Here is a 19,445-nt window from a genome sequence, read left to right on the forward strand (position 1 = left end):
TCCACGCCGGGACGTTGCGCCAATGCGACGGGATTTGCGTAACGGCGCCGCGTAGATGCCCGGCACAAGGCCGGGCATGACGCTAAGAAGGCGCGGCCCGTCTTGGCGGCGCTCCTCAGCACGAGGGCGAGGAGGAGTGCGTTCCTCTCCCTTGTTGACTCCCCTCGCCAGACTCCTACAACCGCGCCAGCCTCCACCGCATCAATTCGGGAATTTCATGCCGCACACCGGACTTGAGACGCTGATCACCGCCGCCTTCGAAGATCGCGCCAATATCAACGCCGAAACCCAGGGCGACATCCGCCGCGCCGTCGACGGCGCCCTGCGTTTGCTCGACGCCGGCAAGCTCCGCGTCGCCGAGAAGATCGAAGGCGAGGAGGGGCCGGAAAGCTGGAAGGTCAATCAGTGGCTCAAAAAAGCCGTGCTGCTGTCCTTCCGCCTCAACGACATGGCGGTGATCGCCGGCGGGCCGGGCGGCGCGACCTGGTGGGACAAGGTCCCTTCCAAATTCGTCGGCTGGGGCGCGGGCGAGCATACGGCTGCGGGCTTTCGCTCAGTGCCCGGCGCGATCGTGCGCCACTCGGCCTATGTCGCGCCGGGCGCGATCCTGATGCCGTCCTTCGTCAATCTCGGCGCCTATGTTGACAGCGGCACGATGGTCGACACCTGGGTCACGGTCGGCTCCTGCGCCCAGATCGGCAAGAATGTGCATCTTTCCGGCGGCGTCGGCATCGGTGGCGTGCTGGAGCCGCTGCAGGCGAATCCGACCATCATCGAGGATGACTGCTTCATCGGCGCGCGCTCCGAGGTCGTCGAAGGCGTCGTCGTCGGCAAAGGCTCGGTGCTGTCGATGGGCGTCTTCATCGGCGCTTCCACCAAAATCATCGACCGCGCGACAGGCAAGGTCCATGTCGGCCATGTGCCGCCCTATTCGGTGGTCGTTTCGGGGAGCCTGCCCGGCAAGGCATTGCCGGGCGGCGCACCCGGCCCGTCGCTCTATTGCGCGGTGATCGTCAAGACGGTCGACGCGCAGACGCGTTCGAAGACTGGCATCAACGAGCTGCTGAGAGACTGATGGACGCCGCGCGGCTACGCTTTCTCTATCAGACCGAAGAGGGCCGAATCGATCGCGCGACCTGGCGGCGCGGCGCCGGCGCGCTTCTTGCGGCGCTCGCGCCACTGACGCTGATCTGGTTCGCGCTTCAGCCCTATTCGAGCCATGATCTGGCGACGACGCCCTTCTTCGCGCCGATGACCATTCTCGCCTACGCCTATGTCATCTTTTTCGCTTTCGCCGTCATGCTTGCCGTGGTGAGCTTCATCAATCTTTCGGCCAAGCGCTTTCGCGATCGCGGCCTTACGCCGCCGCTCGGCCTCGCGAGCCTTGCGCCGCTTCTGGCGCTCGTCGCCGGCGCCGTGCATTTTTGGCAACCGCGCGCCGCTGAGGTCATGTCGCGCTGGTATGTCTGGGGCGTCGACGCAATTTTCGTCGCCGGCACGCTCTGGACTATTTATGAATTGGGCTGGCGGGAGGATGATCCCGCTGGGCGCTGATCATGAAAAGCTGGCCGCCGCTTTGAACGGTCGAACGTCAATCTCCGAAGGGATGCCGCCGACCGACCGAGTTCGCTTGACAAGTCAGTGGAGCCGACCGATTTTTCCTTCATGACCGCCCCCATCAAAATCGACGCGCGCTGGGATGATGAAGCCCATGTCTGGATTGCGACGAGCGGTGACGCTCCGGGACTGGTCGTAGAGGCTCCGTCATGGCAGTTGATGATCGACGAAGTACGATCCGTCTTGCCTGACTTGCTCGAACTCGATGCGACGCACGCACGGGACGTTTCGCTCACTTTCAAGGCGGAGACGCATCTCGCGCTCGCCGCCGGCTGATGGCCGATTTCTATCCGCAGATCGTTGCGCTTCTTGTTGCCGCCGGATGCAAATTGGCGCGCCCCGGCAAGGGCAGCCACGAGATTTGGCATAGTCCGATTACGAGCCGAAATTTTACATTGCCTCGGACAACGAAATCGCGCCATACCGCGAACGAGGTCTTGAAACGGGCCGGGCTGCCGAAAGCCTTCTAAAATGATCGAGTCCCGCGCTGTCGCGCTCACCCGCGAACTCATCCGCTGTCCATCCGTCACGCCGACCGACGCCGGCGCGCTCGATGTCGTCGAAAAAGCGTTGAAGGCGTCAGGCTTCGAGACCCATCGAATCGTCTTCTCAGCGCCGGGCACGCCCGACATCGACAATCTCTTCGCCAAGATCGGCTCGGGCGCCCCCCATCTCGCCTTCGCCGGCCATACTGACGTCGTGCCGCCGGGCGATCCCGCGCGGTGGCGCTTCAATCCCTTCGCGGCCGAAGTCTCGGATGGCCGCATTTTCGGCCGCGGCTCTTCGGATATGAAGGGCGCGATCGCCGCATTCATGGCGGCGGCGCTGGCTTATGTCGAGCGGCATGGCGCCCCGAAGGGAACGCTCTCGCTGCTCATTACCGGCGACGAAGAAGGCCCGTCGATCAACGGCACGGTGAAGCTCCTCGAATGGGCGCAGACGCGCGGCGAGCGTTTTGATCATTGCATCGTCGGCGAGCCGAGCAATGTCTCGACGCTCGGCGACATGATCAAGATCGGCCGGCGCGGTTCGCTCAACGGACGGATTCGCGTCATCGGCAAGCAGGGCCATGTCGCCTATCCGCATCGCGCCGAAAATCCAGCGCCGATCATCGCGCATATCGTCGCCGCGCTCTCCGGGCATGAGCTCGACAAGGGCACGACCCATTTCGAGCGCTCCAATCTCGAATTTTCCACCATCGACATCGGCAACAAGGCGGTCAATGTCATTCCCGGCGAGGCGCGCGCCGACTTCAACGTCCGCTTCAATGACGTCTGGACTCATGACTCGCTGAAAGAGCGCATTCTGCAGGTGATCAAGGCGACGGCGCCGAACGCCAATGTCGAGGTCGAATTTCCGCCGTCGAACGCCCACTCCTTCATCACCAAGCCCGGCCCCTTCACCGAACTTGTGGTCGAGGCGGTGCGGCAGGTGACGGGCCTGACGCCCGAACTTTCGACGACCGGCGGCACGTCCGACGCGCGCTTCATCGTCAATTATTGTCCGGTGCTGGAGTTCGGCCTCACCAATGAGACGATCCATGCGGTCAATGAGAATGCCCGCATCGCCGACGTCGACCAGCTTTGCGCGGTGTATCTGAATGTGCTCGAGCGCCATTTCAGTAACTGAGGCTCCAGCTGGCATACACTTTTTCTCAAGTCGCGCTTTAAGGCCCGCCCGACAGCCCGAAAGCTCTGATTTCATACGCTTGATGGGTGAAGAGCATTTCGGGCGACAGCAGCGACAACGACGACGTAATCGGCGGCGGGCCTCCGCCACGTCTGGAGTTTTTTGGGTAGACGATCTTCGTCAGCTGCGTTTTGCCGGAGGGCGGGCCGATGGTGATCAGCAGGGTGCTCGTATCCTTTCTGCTCGCGTCGAACAGTGGCGCGTTGGAGGTTGAGACGCGCACAAGGCTCCATGAGGGCGTGGCGTTCACGTCGAATTTCAGCGCGAATTGCACTTGATGGGTGAGGGTTGAAATCGGATTTCCCAGAAGGATTTTTGTGAAGTCCGCCTTACGGCAGGCTTCGCTCTGTTCGGCTTCGCCAGCGAACATCGTCATTCTTTCCGCTTGTTCAACATCGAGCGGAAATCCCAAAAAGGCGCATTTCTTTACCGGCTCCAGGACATCATCGAGCCAATCCTTCAGCTTCAGATCTGCTTCGATGGTAATGCCGGCGATCGAGTAACATGGTCGGTCATCCGAAAGTTCGACAAGTTCTCTTCTTTCGTCCAGGAACTGCTGGAATGGATAGGCGAACTGGACCATGTCTTCGCGACTGGGGTTATATTGAATGCTTCCGCCGACGCTAAACCTGTAGGACTGCGGCACAGTGTGCCTCGTGGTGTTCGCCAGCCACACAACCGCATCAGGCAAATTGGGGGTGAGAAAGGAAACCCCCGGACTGAACATAATCGAATCGTCAATTTTAACGTTCAAGTCGATCAATGCGTTCCAGGTCTCGAGCCATGCGAGCTTGCGCGCGCCCCACCGGCCAGCCCGGTCAAGCGCGATCTGATATCTGACCGACTTTCTGATCTCGCACTGCACGCCCCGGATCACGTCGTAAAGAATGCGCTTCTTTCTTTCGTGTCCCAGCAAGGGCGCGGCTTCCGGAATGATGCAGCCGGAAAGGCAGGGGGCGATCAAGCAGATGGCCGCAATGAAAGATATCGATCGACGAATTAATGCGCGCTCAGCCATGTTGAGCACTCCTCAGCCAGATTCGTTCAAATTACTGAAATACAAATAACTACGCTGTCGATGAAGCTTGCGCGGTCAGCGTCGACTCGCTCAAGCTGCGAGATCATAGGCAAGCGTGAGCAGCGGCGCAACTATTGGAAAATGAACAACTATATTGCGTCCGCGCGGCGGCCCCGCCACATCATCACGAATGAGTATTTTACACACACAAGTTCATTGCGCTTCATCCTCGCGCCGCGTCAGCAGCGCGGCGACGCTGACGTAGCGGAAGGGGTAGCGCCCGGGATTCTCCCGGATGAGCCGCTCGCACCGGCCGTAGATGTCATGCGCGATTGCAGCAGGCTCATCGCCGGGAAAAGCCATGCGTAGCGGCGCCTCCGTGAAGGCGCGGAAAAAATCCGTATAGGCGCGGGCATAGGCGCACGTGTCTCCTGTCGCCCGGTACGCCTCAACGAACGGAACAGCGACCTCGTAGGTTTCGGCCCGATCGAGATCAAACAGAGAGCTGAGCGCGGACTCAGGCCCGGAGACAGGGGCCACAAGTTCCTCCAGCGTGCGGAAATAGACCGGCTGGTAGTAGGTCTCGTATCTGGGGCGATCGATCACGCCGTCGCTTAGCGCCTCCAGCAGCGCATCGTTTAGAACGTCGTAAATGCCGTCGCAGGCGCGCGTGGTTTGGCTTGCCCCGAACACCTCGATCAGCAATTGACCGCCGGCGGTCAGCTCCGCTGCTCGCGCGCGCAGAAAGCTTTCGATGTCGGCCGCAGCCTGGGCGGCGAAGGCTGCGCGCTCGGCTTCGCTCACTTTGCCGACGCCACGCGCGGCGCTAGGCCCATTCGGCAGAATATAGCCCGGCAAGTCATCGAGTGGGCGTCGGCTCAGGAAGCCGATGGCGTTGAAGGTCGTCGCCAGATGGATCGAACGTGGCGGCAGGAGCTGGTCGAACATGGAGCCGCCGATCACGGCGGAATAGACGTTATCGCCAAAAACCGACCGCCCGTCGGCGCGCAAGCTTTCCAACAGAGCGGTAAAATCATTGGTCGGCAGGTCGCTCTGGATCGTCATGATCGGCCGTGCGCCGCCTGCTCGCAGAGTGGAGACGAGCCGATGCATGACCTCACTCGAATTGCGCCCCTCTGAGCAGCCGAAATCAGCAATCCCGATCGTCTCTGGCGGATCGATGCGGCTTATCCGAGCAACCGCGTCGTCTAGCCAAGGCAGTATGGCTTCGGTTGCCGCCCATTGTGGCGCCGAGTTCCGGTTATAGAAGCCTTGGCCGATCATTCCCGTGGTGACCGTCATCGGTGACCCTCCCGCGAGCGTGTTGCATTATCTATCGCGAATGCTTCGTTGTTCTCGCGCCCGCGCCGATTCCGATGAGCGCCTGCGGCATGGTGTGTCATGAAACCCGTCCAGTGGCGAGCGGCGTCTGCGTGGGATTCCGCGGCCCTATGCTCACCACTAAAACAAAGTGAGAACGCATTGGTTGGTGAAGGATGCCTCGAACGCTGCTTGGCGCCAGGGGCTGCCCCTTGGCGGCGCGTTATTTTTCGAAGGGTCTTTCCTGGTCGCGCCAATTCATTGGCGCGACGCGTCGAGGCTGAGGCAGTCGGCCTAACGAGGAGGTATTAATGCTGATCCCTGTCTGGGTCCTGCTTGGCTTCGCTGCGTGGACCTTGCTCATTCTCTTCGCGACGGTGGGCGTCTACCGCTGGAGCCGCATTCTTACCGGCCGCACGGCTATCGCGACATGGCGCGCCGATGAGCCGCAGGGGAGCGACTGGTATCGCAGAGCAATGCGAGCCCATATGAATTGCGTCGAGAACCTCCCTGTCTACACCGCGCTCGTCGTGGCGCAATTATCGGCTCACGTCACGAGCCCGATCCTTGACGGACTGGCGATCACGATTCTAGTTGCGAGGGTCTGTCAGAGCACGATCCATTTGCTTTTCGCACAGACAAATGTCGTCGCCGGCGTTCGCTTTGGTTTCTATTTCGTCCAGGCGCTAGCCATGACCACTATGGGCGTCCTTATCGCCATGTCGGCGAATGCGTGAGACCGAATCCGACTGGATTTCGAGGCGGAAACGACCCAAAGGCGGAGAAGGCCTTATATATGGATCGTCTCGCAACCGCGCTAAGCTCTCCCGAGCGACGAGGAACGCCGGCACGTGCTCTTCCGCCAGCTCTTCGATAGTGTCTCCAGCACATACACCTACATCATCGCCAGCAGGCATGGTGGCGAGGCGCTAATCATCGATCCGGTGCTGGAAAAGGTCGAGCGCTACCTGCAGCTCGCGCGGGAACTCGACCTGAAGCTCGTCAAGGCCGTCGATACGCATTTGCATGCGGATCACATCACTGGCCTCGGCGCGCTGCGCGACCGCACGCACTGCGTGACGGTGATGGGAGAGCATTCGCGGGCCGACATTGTTTCGATGCGCGTTGCTGAGGGGGAACGTATCGAGATAGAGGGCGTGAGCCTCGACGTGCTTTATACGCCGGGGCATACCGACGACTCCTATTCTTTCGTGATGGATGACCGGGTGTTCACCGGCGACACGCTGCTCATTCGCGGCACCGGTCGCACCGATTTCCAGAATGGCGACGCAAGGGCCCAGTACGACTCGATTTTCGGCAAATTGCTAAAGCTGCCGAGCGAGACATTCGTCTTTCCGGCGCATGACTATAAAGGAGATACGGTTTCGACGATTGGCGAAGAGAAGCAGTTCAATCCCCGCCTCCAGGTCGGATCGGTTGACGAGTACGTCGAGCTGATGGGCAATCTGAAGTTGGCCAATCCAAAGATGATGGATGTGGCGGTGCCCGCCAACATGCACATCGGCCTCCACCAGGACGAAATCGCGCGCAAAGGCTGGGCGGTCTCGGCCGTCGATGCAGTGCTCCTGCGTGATCGCCGAGACGTCGCATTTGTAGATTTGCGGGAGAAGCATGAGCGCGAAAGACACGGCAGCATCCCTGGCTCGCTACATGCGCCCTATCACGACTTGCAAGAAAACATCGCCGAAGGAGGCATGCTGCACGAGTTAGCGGAGGCGACGGGCAAACGGATCCTATTCTATTGCGCATATGGCGAGCGCTCGGCGATGGCGGTCGAGGCCGCGCAGGAAGCGGGCATCAAGACCGCTTATCATATCGCGGGCGGAGTCGACGCGTGGAAAAAGGCGAACGGTCCGGTGACTCGGCAGACGAGTCGGCTTGTTTGACGTCCGCTAGCGCTGAAAGCGCTCACTCTATGTGCGGACTATCTCCGTTTGAATGGCGGCGATCAGTCGTTCGCCTCGGCGAGCCACCGGCCAAGCGTTTCCGGAACGGTGAACGCGTCGCATTCGATCCGAGCCACTCAATTTCCGTCACCTTCTCTTCGTCGTCGCTTTCGCATAAGATCGCCTTTCCCCAAAAAATGGCGATCTCGTCCTCGAAAATTTATATAACTCCCCGCGACCGTGAATGCTCCCAGCCGCCGTGAAGCATCTAGAGATTAGACGGAGCCTCGACCGCCCCGAGGAGCTTAAAGACGCACCGAAAAGCCAGTCCCGCAAAGACGTGCCGCATGGGGCTCCGGCGGCTGACGGAGGAGAGACCGCGCAAATGTCGAGAAAGTTGCTTGAAGGGCGTAGAAACTTGGCGCTTTTTCTCGACTTTGACGGAACCTTGGTTGAGATCTCGGCCACGCCAGAAGCGATCGACGTTCCCGCAGGATTGCCGGAGCTTCTGGAGCTCCTGTCGGTGAGGTTCGAAGGCAGACTCGCGATCCTGACGGGGCGCCCGATCGCTAGCATCGACCGGTTCTTGTCGCCGTTCCGCTGCATCGCCGCTGGAGCGCATGGAGCCGAGCTGCGCTTCGATCCAAGCCAAGACATCGTTCTCGACGCGCCTCCAATCGCGCCCGGGATCATTGATGCGGCGCGTGAGGCGATACGCCCGTATGAGTTGGTGACACTCGAGGCCAAACGAACATCCATCGCCGTCCACTATCGTTTGTGTCCGGATGTCGAGTCTCCGCTTCGGCGCGCGTTGCAGGAGATCGTAGCGGACAGACCCGAAGATCTTGTTGTTTTGAGTGGGCGCAAGGTTTTCGAGATCATTCCGAGAACCGCTTCTAAGGGCGGCGCGCTGGAGCGCATTCTGGCATTGCCCAATTTCCAAGATTGCTGTCCCGTGGCCATCGGCGACGATTTGACCGATGTCTCAGCGATCGAGGCCGCGAACAGCCTGGGAGGAGTCGGGCTCAGCGTCGGCGGCGAATATTTTCCCTCCGAGTCCGCGAATTTCTCCGGACCGTCGGACCTGCGAAGCTGGTTGAAAACCTTGGTGAAAGGAGACATGTCTTGACGCTGCGTCCCTCGCTCGATCTTGCCTTGATTGGAAACAGCAGCATCGCGGCGCTGCTCGATCGGCGTGGCTCCATCGTTTGGATGTGCTGGCCGCGCATCGACGGCGATCCCGTGTTCTGCTCTCTCCTTGACGGCGACGCGTCGAAAGGCGGATTCTTCTCGATCGAACTCGCCGAGGAATCCGAAGCTGGAACGGAACAAAGCTACGTTCGCAACACTGCAATGGTGCGCACGGAGGTGCGCGCCGCATCCGGCGCGTCCTTTGCGATCACCGATTTCGCGCCGCGCTTTCGCCATCACGGACGAATGTTCAAGCCGCCAATGATCGTGCGGTTGATCGAACCGATCGAAGGTATGTGTCGAATTCGCATCAGTTGCCGACCCCGACTCGGCTATGGCGAAAAAATTGCAGCGCGCTTTTCGGGCAGCAACCATGTTCGCTACGACCTTGAGCACAGCGCTATTCGTCTCACTTCGGATGCGCCCGCCACTTACATCGTAAGCGAGTCCGGCTTTGTCCTGTCGCGACCGGTCACATTGATCCTGCATTCGGACGAAACCCTGGCCGATTCTGTTGGTCATGTCGGGCAGAATTTCCGCGCGCAAACCATTTTTCACTGGCAGGAATGGGTACGCACGCTCAACGTTCCATTGGAGTGGCAGGAACAGGTCATTCGGGCGGCGATCACTCTGCAACTCTGCTCCTTCGAGGACACCGGCGCGATCGTTGCGGCGTTGACGACCTCGATTCCGGAAGCGCCCGGCAGTTCGAGAAACTGGGATTACCGCTATTGTTGGATCAGGGACGCGTTCCACACCGTTCAAGCGCTGAACCGGGTTGGCGCGACCGCGACGATGGAGCGCTTCATCGATTATGTTACGAATGTGATCGCTTACGAACGCGGTCCAACGCTCAAGCCCGTCTATTCCATAGTGCCTGAATCGCCGTTGGAAGAGGTAGAGGCGCCATTCCTGAGCGGCTTCGGCGGCGCTGGACCAGTGCGCGTCGGCAACGCCGCGCGCGATCAGATCCAGCACGACGTATTTGGCAGCGTCATTCTCGCTGCGTCACAGATGTTCTACGATGAGCGATTGCCGAGCAAGGGCGATAAGTCGCTCTTCTTGAGTCTTGAGCCGCTCGGCATGAGCGCGCTCAGCAACGCGCTGACTCCGGACGCCGGGATTTGGGAATATCGCGGCCGCTTGCGAGTCCATACGCATTCAGCGGCGATGTGTTGGGTGGCCTGCGACCGGCTGTCACGGATCGCGGCAAAGCTCGAACTTTCGGACCGAGCGCTTCAGTGGCGTCAATCCGCCGACGAACTCAAGCAAACGATTCTCTCGCGGGCGTGGAATGAAAACCTCAAGTGCTTTGCTGGATCCTTGGATGGCGAGGAGCTGGACGCCAGCGTGCTCCTTCTTCACGAAATCGGCATTGTTCCAGCGCACGACGAGCGGTTTATTTCGACGGTCGACACAATTGGCCGTCTGCTGCAGCGCAACGGCCATGTGCGTAGATACTCCGCCCCCGACGACTTCGGCGTCCCGTCTGTCGCGTTCATTGCCTGCACGTTTTGGCATGTGGATGCGCTCGCCGCGATCGGGCGGGTCGAGGAGGCGAGAACGATTTTCGAGGACCTCCTCAGCCACATGAACCATGTCGGCTTGCTCTCGGAAGACCTCGATCCGATGACCGGCGTCTTGTGGGGCAACTTTCCGCAAACCTATTCCATGGCCGGACTCATCGTCGCAGCGACGCGCTTATCCAAGCAATGGGGGAGCGTGGAATGAAGCAGGAGTCACGTTTGTGGAATCTTCAGACTCTCCTGTCGGTTGAACGTAGAAGGCTGCGCGCCGCCTTGCGAAAGCTGGCGCTCCACCCGGCGGTTAGAGCGGCCGGTCTCGTCTTCGGCGCTGCGCTCGTTCTGATCATCGGGCTCGCTCCGCTGTCCTCTTTCTTGGTCGAAGGATGGCTCAGGCAGGACATCGAACTTCGTTCCCAACTCATTGTTCGCTCGATCAAGAATCAGGTGATCGCAAATCTTTCGAAGTCAAATCCGGATCTGGTTCCGTTCCTTGAGCGCATTACCGACGACGAACGTCTACTTGCTGTCGGATATTGTTCGGATGCGGGGCAGATGCTCTATGCTACATCCTCGATGCCCAGTGAGGTGACCTGCAGCACCCTTGCACATGCGAAAGGCGACGCATTCGATCTCGTCCTAAAAGATGGTTCGCGTGTGCATGTCAGCTCCACTTTGTTGCGGGCCGGCGCGACGAGTGGTCACCTTCTCGTGGTTCACGATCTGTCGTTCCTTGACGAGCGTACGGGTAAGGCTCGACTCTATACGATCATCGGTTTGATCGGCGCCAGCTTGGCGTTCGGACTGCTCACGATCGGCGTGGTGGGCGCGCTCATGCGCGGATGGCGGCAGTCTCTCCAAAGCGCAATCGCACAAATCCATGGCGAGACCACCAGTATCAGGCAAGCCAACCCGTCATTTCCGATCGGTCGAGATTTCTACGCGCTTCTTGATGCGCTGCGGGCCGAGCGCACGTTCGCTGAGGGTCTTTATGTGGAATGGTCGCCCTCGAGGCTGAGCGAACTCCTTCGCGATGAACTGCCGGGAGCGCAAGTCATCATCGTATCGAACCGAGAGCCATATATTCACAATTATGTCGACGGAAAGCCGACAGTTCAGATCCCGGCGAGCGGCCTCGTCGCGGCTTTGGAGCCGGTGATGCGCGCCTGCGGAGGCGTTTGGATTGCGCATGGCAGCGGCTCCGCGGACAGAGACACGGTGGACGAGCACGATCGCGTCGCCGTTCCGCCCAACCATCCCGAGTATAGCTTGCGACGAGTCTGGCTCAGCGATGAAGAACAGGAAGGCTATTATTATGGCCTGTCTAACGAAGGACTATGGCCGCTTTGCCATATTGCTTTCGTCCGCCCCAATTTTCGCGAATCGGACTGGCGTCAGTATACCGCCGTCAATCAGCGCTTTGCGGAGATCGTCTTGTCCGAGACGACGGCCGACGACCCCATCATTCTGATCCAAGATTATCATTTCGCGCTTCTGCCGCGCATGGTTCGCAAGCTTCTTCCCAAGGCGACGATCATCACATTTTGGCATATCCCATGGCCGAATTCTGAAACCTTCGGCATTTGTCCTTGGCGCGAAGAAATCATCGACGGGCTGCTTGGGAGCACAATTCTCGGATTCCATACTCAATTCCATTGCAACAATTTCATCGAAGCCGTCGATCGTTTCATGGAAAGCCGGATCGACCGAGAAATCGGTTCGGTCACGCTCGGCGGGCGCGAGACTCTGATTCGTCCCTATCCGATTTCCATCGAGTGGCCGCCACGCGCGCTGGCGGGCCAGGCTTCAATCGAAGATTGCCGAAGATCTGTCCGCGTCCGATTCGGCTTTCCCGAAGACATGCGAATAGCAGTTGGCATCGAGCGCTTCGATTACACCAAGGGCGTGATCGACAGAATGAAGGCCGTCGATACGCTTCTTTCGCTGCATCCGGAATGGTGCGGCAAGTTCGTCCTTGTTCAGGCGGCGGCGCCGACCCGGAGCAAGCTCGCCGCATACGCCGAGCTACAGAGTGAGGCCGCGCGCCTCGCCGAAGAGATCAATGCACGCCACGAAACTTCCGATTGGCGACCGGTGCATCATATCGTACGTCATCATGAGCAGGACGAAGTGTATGAACTATTTCGCGCGGCAGACATGTGCATCGTCTCTAGCCTGCATGACGGGATGAATCTTGTCGCGAAAGAATTTGTCGCGTCGCGAGATGACGAGCTCGGCGTGCTGATCCTCTCAGGCTTGGCAGGCGCATCGCGAGAGCTGTCGGAGGCGCTCATCGTCAACCCCTATGATGCGGGCCAGATGGCGCGGGCCATCAATCAGGCGTTGCGCATGTCACAAGGCGAGCAGCGGCAACGGATGCGCCTCATGCGAGATCTCGTGCGCCGCCACAATGTCTATGGCTGGGCCGCAAAAATGCTGCTTGACGCATCACACCTTCGCGAGCGCGAACGGGTCGCTCACCCAGGCCTTTGAGTGCGCTTCAACCGAAGAGCCGGCTTCCCGCTTCTCGCAGCGCGTTCTACGGTTTTTGGTTGCGGACCGGGCGCCAGCGAGGCAGACCGCGCCGAGGCGGCGCATGGACGATCGTGACGGAAGCGAGCATGCCCTTCAATTCGAATAAGCCCCTCCGAAGACGCGCGCAACCCGAACGCGCACAATGGCTCTGATGTCGTGAACGAGCGCTCTCTCGGACCGTTGCATCGGCAGTGCGATGACGGCGAGCTCATCGAAACGGACGTCCCGGCAAGGCTGGACGCTCTCCCTTGGAGCCGCTTCCACACATTGGTGGTGGCGACGCTCGGCATAACATGGATTCTCGATGGTCTTGAGGTGACCTTGGCGGGAGCGGTCGCCGGAATTCTCGAACAAAAAGCCGGTCTGGGCTTGACGACAGCGGAAATCGGATTGGCGAGCAGCGCCTATTTGAGCGGAGCGGTTCTCGGCGCGACGTTTTTTGGATGGCTCACCGACCGACTCGGCCGCAAAAAATTGTTCTTCGTCACTTTGGCGATCTATTTATCGGCCACAGCGCTGACGGCGGTTTCGTGGAACGGCGTCAGCTACGCGTTTTTTCGGTTCTTTGTCGGTTGCGGGATCGGCGGCGAATACGCAGCCGTCAATTCCTCGATCCAGGAGCTCATTCCCGCCCGCATGCGGGGACGGATCGACCTCATTATCAATGGGAGCTTTTGGCTCGGCGCGGCAATCGGCGCCGGCGCGTCGCTTATCTTGCTCGACCCGAATTTGTTGGATCCCCGCCTGGGCTGGCGCCTGGCGTTCTTGATCGGCGCGGCGCTCGGTTTGACAATTCTGCTCATGCGCAGATGGCTTCCAGAGAGTCCGCGCTGGTTAATCCTGCATGCGCGAAAGGCGGAAGCAGAGGACATCGTCGCGCAGATCGAGGCCCAGTCTCGTCATGGTTCGGCCAAGAGTGAAGTTCCATCGGCCCCGAAGATGATGCTGCGCGCCCGCGCTTATACGCCGATTGCGGAGGTTGGTCGGGCGATGTTCCGTCTCTATCCGCAACGCACGCTCGTCGGCGTCGCGTTGATGGCCTCTCAGGCTTTCCTGTATAATTCGATTTTCTTCACCTATGCGTTGGTGTTGACAAATTTCTACGGCGTGGATGGTGATCGGGTGGGGCGCCATCTGCTCGCCTTGGCGGCGGGAAACTTTCTCGGCCCGCTGCTGCTCGGTAGATTTTTTGACACTTTGGGACGCCGAGTGATGATCTGCGCGACCTACGCGATCTCCGGCCTGCTGCTCGTCGGAGTCGGATATCTTTTCCAGTGGGGCGTCCTGACGGCGGCGCAACAGACCGCGGGATGGATGCTCGTTTTTTTCTTCGCCTCAGCCGCGGCGAGTTCCGCCTATCTCACTGTCAGCGAGATCTTTCCGCTTGAAATTCGCGCGCTGGCGATAGCCGCCTTCTACTCTTTCGGAACGCTCATAGGCGGCGTGGCGAGCCCTTGGATTCTCGGGATGTTGATCGAAACTGGCGTTCGTTCGCGCGTGTTCGACGGCTATGCGCTGGGCGCGTTCCTGATGCTCTGCGCCGCGGCGATCGAATGGCGCTGGGGCATCGCGGCCGAACGCAAACCGCTCGAAGAGGTCTGCCCGCCGCTCGGCGCGGTCAGCCGGCAAAACCGGATCCGGTGACGAACCGACGAAACGCTTGGCCTCGCCCCGACAATGCCGCGGCGAACCGGCTGAAGCCAGGCCGGCCGCTGCTAATAGAGATATCCAACGACGCGAGCGGGCGCTGCCGAAGCGTTTCTGATTCGCAGCGGAAACACTGCGATATCGAAGCCATGGCTCGGGAGCTGATCGAGTCCCCGCAGCTGCTCCATCTGCCAATACGGCTTTCGCCGACCGACGAGATGTCCCTGCCAGAAGATTGTGGCGTCGTTCGTAGCCTTCGATTTTCTGATCTGGTGATGAAACGGCAAATCCCATCCCCACTGATCGATCCCCATCACCGAAACGCCCCGATCAATTAGCCACTCGGTCGCGCCGGCGCTCATTCCCGTGCCTCTCTTCCAATATTCCTTGGAGCCCTGAAATCGATCGCGGCCTGTCTGAATCACTGCGATTGCGCGTTCTTCGAGTATGGCACCGCTCGACTTCAGGCTCGACTCCATGTCGTCGACGGTGATCTCCTCCCCATCCGCTTTATGGCGCATGTCAAATTTGATCCCTGGCCCAAAGCAGAGATCCAATGGCATTTCATGGATCGCAGCCGGATCGCCACCGTCCGATAGCTTGGGACCATAATGCCACGGCGCATCGATATGGGTTGTGGAATGAACGCCCATATGCGTAATCGTGTCGTCGGCCCACCCCGCGAATTCCTTCGGGAAAAGCCTGAATGGCAATCCTAGAGCGCGCACGAGCCATCGCGCATTCCGATGGCGGTGATGCTTAATCTTAACACGCATGAAAAAGGGATCGTTCCGATTGTAGGCGATTTCCTTCGAGAGATCGACAATGCGAGTTGGTCTCACGCGATTCACGGCGGCTCTCCGGCTATTCCCTATTGGAGCTCCCCCGCATTGCCGGGGGATACATGCACCATAACTTTATTCGGACAGGATTTTCATCATCGCCCACTCAAATGTGTTTTGCGGTAGGAAGCGTTTGAGAATTGGCAGGATGCGCTGGCTCGGCATGGCGACGACATAGCGCAATTTCGGATCTGGATCGTCCAATATTTTCTGGACCAGAATCGCGACCGGTTCCGCCGTCGAGGCCCTAAGTTCGAATGCGCGCCTTTTTTGTAGAAAGACGTCGAAGGCTCCTGCATAGACGCCTTTCATTGTTGCTTCCGAGATCCGGCGCGCATTTTGAAGCTCGGTTCTGTAGTCTCCCGGCTCGACGAGCACGACACGAACGCCGAATGGCCGTAGTTCTAAACGCAAGCTTTCGGTCAGGGCCTCCAGCGCGGCTTTGCTTGCGCAATAGTGAGCGGTGAAGGGCAACCCAACCACGCTCGCGAGGGAGCTCATGTTGATAATGCAGCCACGGCTGTTCCGCAGAGCCGGCGCTGCGGCTTGGCACACTCTCAGGGCTCCGAAAAAATTCGTTTCGAAAATGGCTTTCGCCTCATCCATGGAAACGTCTTCAACGGAGCCGCGTATCGAAAATCCGGCATTGTTGATGACGGCGTCTATTTTCCCGGCTTGTCCAAGAACGTACGTAATTGCCCGTTTGACGGAGGCATCGTCATCGACGTCCATCTGGATCATTTCGACGCCGTCGAGAGACGCTTTGGTGCGCGCCCCTCCAAAGACGCGCCAATTGGCCTTCACAAGCCTTTCTGCGCAGAGCCGGCCGATTCCCTTTGAGGCGCCTGTAACGAGACCGACGCGGTATGATGAGGAGTTTTCGGTCATGTTAAACTCATGGCTCTCAGCCAGCGTCTGTTTTCACCGGAGCGTAGCGTGGGTCAGAGCGGATGTTTGCGGCAAGATTGTTCCTAGAGCCAGAGCGGTCAGCATTCTAGTGACGAATACGGCCCGACGGCGTTGTAACGCCGCCTCCGCCGCTCGATAATGATTTGGGTTTCGGGCGGCGTCGCGAAGATCTCGCCGTTATCTTCGCAAGCCAGCCACGAACATTCCTGGCGGCGAACTCGGGGCTGGCCTCAGACTAAATTTCCTGCAGGGACCACTTTGCCTGGGGCAGACCATACGTCCATTGAGATCAATGTGGATTGGCTTGTCGCCCACGCCTCAAGCTTGCCGCAAAATGAGCAAGGCCCCGACATTTTTCTATGCGCATCGCTTTTGTGGGATCATTTAATTCGTGCGACCGTCGGCTCAATGCGCCTAGCACCTGGAGCGTGGGGGAAGGAAGCCAAATGAGCGGGACGCCTCTCAGCGATTGGACGCCGATCGCCTATTTCCAAAGGGAAGAAGAGCGACGCCGAAACGAGCAAAAAGCGGCGGAAGCGGCGCCGCCGGAGCAAGAGGCTCGTAACAACGATGAAAAGCACTTGGGCGGCGTAACTGTCGCAAGCTTGCAGAGAAGATTCGTCCTCCTGGAACAACGTCTCGCTATTCTTGAGCAACGGGAGCATGAGCGTCAGATTAGAGAAAAACATGACGCCGCTTCGATGCAAGCCCAAAGTGTGACGGCCGCCGCCGGCGTGGCGTATCTCGGAGAGGAACTTTCAGTCCGTCAAGGAGAAGATCATTCGAAGGCGAGATCGCGGCCAGAATTTACCTACAGCAAAGTCGAACAGGCCGAACCGGTAGACGACCGCAAAACATGCGATCTCCCTCCTCAATCACATGCAAGCGACTCATGGCGCGAAAAAAGTAGCGAGACTCCAAGCGAATTTGTCGAGACACATCCATTGCGGAGCGGCGAGCCATTTCAGGCGGAGCCGGCGCGCAGGATGGCGCAAACGTTTTATTCCTTCGTGGTCACCGCATTCCTGGCTGGATCGATCGGCTTCTTGGGCGCCATCCTCATTGTGCCGGCTGAAAAAGCGCTAAAATTTCACGCTTTCGTTAACATCGCCGTGAAAGCTCTCACCGAAGCTTCTCGTACGAAATAGCATCCCCTATCAGGCCAGGCGCCTCCAATATCCTCGTCTGCTGGATTTTTGTTGAAAAAAAAATTAAAAATTAAAAATCGGCGCCGGCTGCCAAAAATTTCGAACGGCGTCCCAAATAGATTTTTCAACAACTTCGGCGCGAGGCGGACGCAGCGAGTTGGAGGACGTAACCCTGCCGAAGGCTGGGAATTGCTGGATATCTGGATTCAGTAGAATATTTCCGATCTTGAATCGCAGCTATCGACATCGAATTAGGCCGCAGTGAACCACTGCAAGTTGAGACGCGGCCGCGCACGCTGATGATCTTTAGCGACGCTGTCAGCGCCTTGGCTGATGCAAGGATTTTCACTCTTCGGCCTTGGTCGGATTGGTCTTCGCATTGTTGGCCGCCGGGCATTGACGGCGCATTGTTGTCGCGGGACCCAAAGGATGCGCTATGGGGCAGGTTCGGCGCGGGCGTGCGGCGACGACTGAAGCGATTCGCCGCGGCTCGTGCCCAGAGCGGAGGATGCCATGCTCCTTGGAGACTTCACGATCGCTCAGGCGCAGGATTTTTTCGCTCGCGGGGAGGGGACCTCGGTTGCTTTGTGCCAAGCCTATCTCGAGCGAATCGCAGAAATCGACCGCGCGGGTCCGAACCTGCGATCCGTGCTGGAATTAAACCCGAATGCTCTCATGACCGCAGAGGCGTGTGATCGTGCGCGCCAGAATGGAGCTCAGCTTTCTCCGCTGAACGGAATTCCGATCCTTGTCAAAGACAGCATCGATACAGCCGATGGGACGATGACGACCGCCGGGTCGATAGCAATGATTGGCAATTTCGCAACGAGCGACGCCTTCATCGTCAAAAGGCTACGTGAGGCTGGGGCCGTCATACTCGGCAAAGCTAACATGACCGAGTGGAGCTATATGCGCTCCGCACGCACGTGCAGCGGTTGGAGCAGTCGCGGCGGACAGATACGCAATCCGCATGTCCTTGACCGCTCGCCATCCGGCTCCAGCGGCGGCTCGGCAGTTGCCGTGGCTGCCAATCTGTGCATGGCGGCGCTTGGCGCTGAGGTAGATGGCTCAATCGTCCGGCCGTCTTCCGCCAACGGCGTTGTGGGAATCAAACCAACGGTGGGTCTCGTCAGCCGAAGCGGCGTCATGCCGGTCGCTGAACCACAGGACACGGCCGGTCCTATCGCGCGAACAGTAACTGACGTCGCAATTGTTTTGTCAGCGCTCTCAGGCCAGGATCGTGCGGATCCAGCAACGATGGCGGGCGAAGCGGCGGGGTCAAGAGATTTTTCGGCGTTCCTAAAGCCAGATGCGCTTCGTGGAGCTCGCCTCGGCGTCGCCCGAGATATGATGGGGACGCATGAGGCGGTCGACAAGGTGATCGACGCGGCGATTGATGCGATGCGGGACTTGGGCGCCGAGGTGATCGATCCAGCGATCGGCGCGTGGACGCCGTTCTTTGGAGAAGCGGAAGTTGAACTTTGTCTCTATGGATTTAAAGCAGGCATTAATCGCTACCTGGCCAGTCACCCAAACTCGCCAATGCGGAGCTTGGCGGAAGTTATCGCCTTCAATGATGCGCACGCCGATCAAGTTATGCCCTATTTTCCGCAGGACTTGTTCGAACGTGCGCAAGCCAAAGGCGGTCTTGGCGAGGAAGCCTACGAAAAAGCAAAGGCAGAGTGTCGTCGCATGTCGCGTAGCGATGGGATCGACAGGGTCCTGCGTAAATATCGCCTCGACGCCTTGATCGCGCCGACTGACGGCACGCCGCCTTGGGTCGTCGATCCGCTGGTGGGCGATCACATCATCGGCGGCTGCTCCGCGCCGCCGGCGATGGCCGGATATCCGCATGTCACCGTTCCCGCCGGCATGTGCTATGGGCTTCCCGTTGCGCTGTCCTTCTTTGGCGACGCATGGCAGGATGGAAAGCTGCTCGGATACGCTTTCGCCTTTGAGCAAGCGACGCAAGCCAGACGAACGCCTGCCTTTAAGCCGACCGTCGTTTGAAGGATCGCATCGGCAGGCGCATCGCTGAATTCGCGAAAGGCGATCTTCTACGCGATTGTTTGAGACGAGCCTGAACCAATTTCACCGCT

The 19,445-nt window shown here is 59.3% G+C and carries 17 protein-coding genes; 13 read left to right on the forward strand and 4 right to left on the reverse strand.

From position 1 onward, the window contains the following. Positions 1-217: 217 nt before the first annotated feature. From dapD to dapE, 5 genes are all read left to right on the forward strand, one after another. Positions 218-1,075 (forward strand): 2,3,4,5-tetrahydropyridine-2,6-dicarboxylate N-succinyltransferase, encoded by an 858-nt coding sequence (dapD, locus tag AB7I51_RS05460; RefSeq protein ID WP_428404966.1) that lies wholly within the window; start codon positions 218-220, stop codon positions 1,073-1,075. Beyond that, entirely contained in the window at positions 1,075-1,554 is a 480-nt protein-coding gene (locus AB7I51_RS05465) for a hypothetical protein (RefSeq protein ID WP_428404965.1), read from the forward strand. The genes dapD and AB7I51_RS05465 overlap by 1 nt, the downstream gene beginning before the upstream one ends. Positions 1,555-1,665: 111 nt before the next feature. Further along, the gene (locus AB7I51_RS05470) at positions 1,666-1,893 is read left to right on the forward strand and encodes a DUF1902 domain-containing protein (protein WP_428404964.1); all 228 of its coding nucleotides are present in this window, start codon (positions 1,666-1,668) and stop codon (positions 1,891-1,893) included. Beyond that, positions 1,893-2,087, forward strand: a complete 195-nt coding sequence (locus AB7I51_RS05475; RefSeq protein WP_428404963.1) for a type II toxin-antitoxin system HicA family toxin — start codon at positions 1,893-1,895, stop codon at positions 2,085-2,087. Before AB7I51_RS05470 ends, AB7I51_RS05475 begins: the two co-directional genes overlap by 1 nt. A gap of 1 nt (position 2,088) precedes the next feature. Then, a complete protein-coding gene (gene dapE / locus AB7I51_RS05480; RefSeq protein WP_428404962.1) occupies positions 2,089-3,246 on the forward strand; it encodes a succinyl-diaminopimelate desuccinylase in 1,158 nt (385 codons plus the stop codon). A 37-nt stretch (positions 3,247-3,283) separates the two neighbouring features. Here the strand turns inward: dapE and AB7I51_RS05485 are convergent, their stop codons facing one another. Together AB7I51_RS05485 and AB7I51_RS05490 are read right to left on the reverse strand one after the other, a co-directional pair. Further along, the gene (locus AB7I51_RS05485; protein ID WP_428406125.1) at positions 3,284-4,069 is read right to left on the reverse strand and encodes a hypothetical protein; all 786 of its coding nucleotides are present in this window, start codon (positions 4,067-4,069) and stop codon (positions 3,284-3,286) included. A gap of 468 nt (positions 4,070-4,537) precedes the next feature. Continuing rightward, positions 4,538-5,626 carry a hypothetical protein gene (locus AB7I51_RS05490; protein ID WP_428406126.1) on the reverse strand — a complete coding sequence of 363 codons (1,089 nt, stop codon included), beginning with the start codon at positions 5,624-5,626 and terminating at the stop codon, positions 4,538-4,540. A gap of 329 nt (positions 5,627-5,955) precedes the next feature. Between AB7I51_RS05490 and AB7I51_RS05495 the strand changes: the two genes are divergently transcribed. The 6 genes from AB7I51_RS05495 to AB7I51_RS05520 all read left to right on the forward strand — a co-directional run bounded on the left by AB7I51_RS05495 (position 5,956) and on the right by AB7I51_RS05520 (position 14,444). Further along, positions 5,956-6,381 carry an MAPEG family protein gene (locus AB7I51_RS05495; protein WP_428406127.1) on the forward strand — a complete coding sequence of 142 codons (426 nt, stop codon included), beginning with the start codon at positions 5,956-5,958 and terminating at the stop codon, positions 6,379-6,381. A 114-nt stretch (positions 6,382-6,495) separates the two neighbouring features. After that, positions 6,496-7,551: an MBL fold metallo-hydrolase gene (locus AB7I51_RS05500; RefSeq protein WP_428406128.1), complete on the forward strand. Its 1,056-nt coding sequence runs from the start codon at positions 6,496-6,498 to the stop codon at positions 7,549-7,551. Between the two features lie 418 nt (positions 7,552-7,969). After that, on the forward strand, positions 7,970-8,680 hold the full coding sequence (gene otsB, locus AB7I51_RS05505; RefSeq protein WP_428406129.1) for a trehalose-phosphatase: 711 nt from the start codon (positions 7,970-7,972) through the stop codon (positions 8,678-8,680). Next, entirely contained in the window at positions 8,677-10,473 is a 1,797-nt protein-coding gene (locus AB7I51_RS05510; RefSeq protein ID WP_428406130.1) for a glycoside hydrolase family 15 protein, read from the forward strand. Before otsB ends, AB7I51_RS05510 begins: the two co-directional genes overlap by 4 nt. Beyond that, positions 10,470-12,758, forward strand: a complete 2,289-nt coding sequence (locus AB7I51_RS05515) for an alpha,alpha-trehalose-phosphate synthase (UDP-forming) (RefSeq protein WP_428406131.1) — start codon at positions 10,470-10,472, stop codon at positions 12,756-12,758. The genes AB7I51_RS05510 and AB7I51_RS05515 overlap by 4 nt, the downstream gene beginning before the upstream one ends. 198 nt (positions 12,759-12,956) lie before the next feature. Beyond that, positions 12,957-14,444 carry an MFS transporter gene (locus AB7I51_RS05520; protein WP_428406132.1) on the forward strand — a complete coding sequence of 496 codons (1,488 nt, stop codon included), beginning with the start codon at positions 12,957-12,959 and terminating at the stop codon, positions 14,442-14,444. Positions 14,445-14,515: 71 nt separating this feature from the next. Here AB7I51_RS05520 and AB7I51_RS05525 read toward each other — a convergent pair whose 3' ends face one another. Both AB7I51_RS05525 and AB7I51_RS05530 read right to left on the reverse strand, forming a co-directional pair. Then, positions 14,516-15,223 (reverse strand): cyclase family protein, encoded by a 708-nt coding sequence (locus tag AB7I51_RS05525; RefSeq protein ID WP_428406133.1) that lies wholly within the window; start codon positions 15,221-15,223, stop codon positions 14,516-14,518. A 141-nt stretch (positions 15,224-15,364) separates the two neighbouring features. Then, positions 15,365-16,177, reverse strand: coding sequence for an SDR family oxidoreductase (locus AB7I51_RS05530; RefSeq protein WP_428406134.1), 813 nt, complete (start codon positions 16,175-16,177; stop codon positions 15,365-15,367). Positions 16,178-16,644: 467 nt separating this feature from the next. Between AB7I51_RS05530 and AB7I51_RS05535 the strand changes: the two genes are divergently transcribed. Next, positions 16,645-17,346, forward strand: a complete 702-nt coding sequence (locus tag AB7I51_RS05535; RefSeq protein ID WP_428406135.1) for a hypothetical protein — start codon at positions 16,645-16,647, stop codon at positions 17,344-17,346. A 513-nt stretch (positions 17,347-17,859) separates the two neighbouring features. Further along, complete coding sequence (locus tag AB7I51_RS05540; protein WP_428406136.1) at positions 17,860-19,356, forward strand: amidase; 1,497 nt, start codon at positions 17,860-17,862, stop codon at positions 19,354-19,356. Positions 19,357-19,445 lie beyond the last annotated feature (89 nt).

The sequence above is a fragment of the Methylocystis sp. genome (genome assembly GCF_050246715.1).
GTDB lineage: Bacteria > Pseudomonadota > Alphaproteobacteria > Rhizobiales > Beijerinckiaceae > Methylocystis.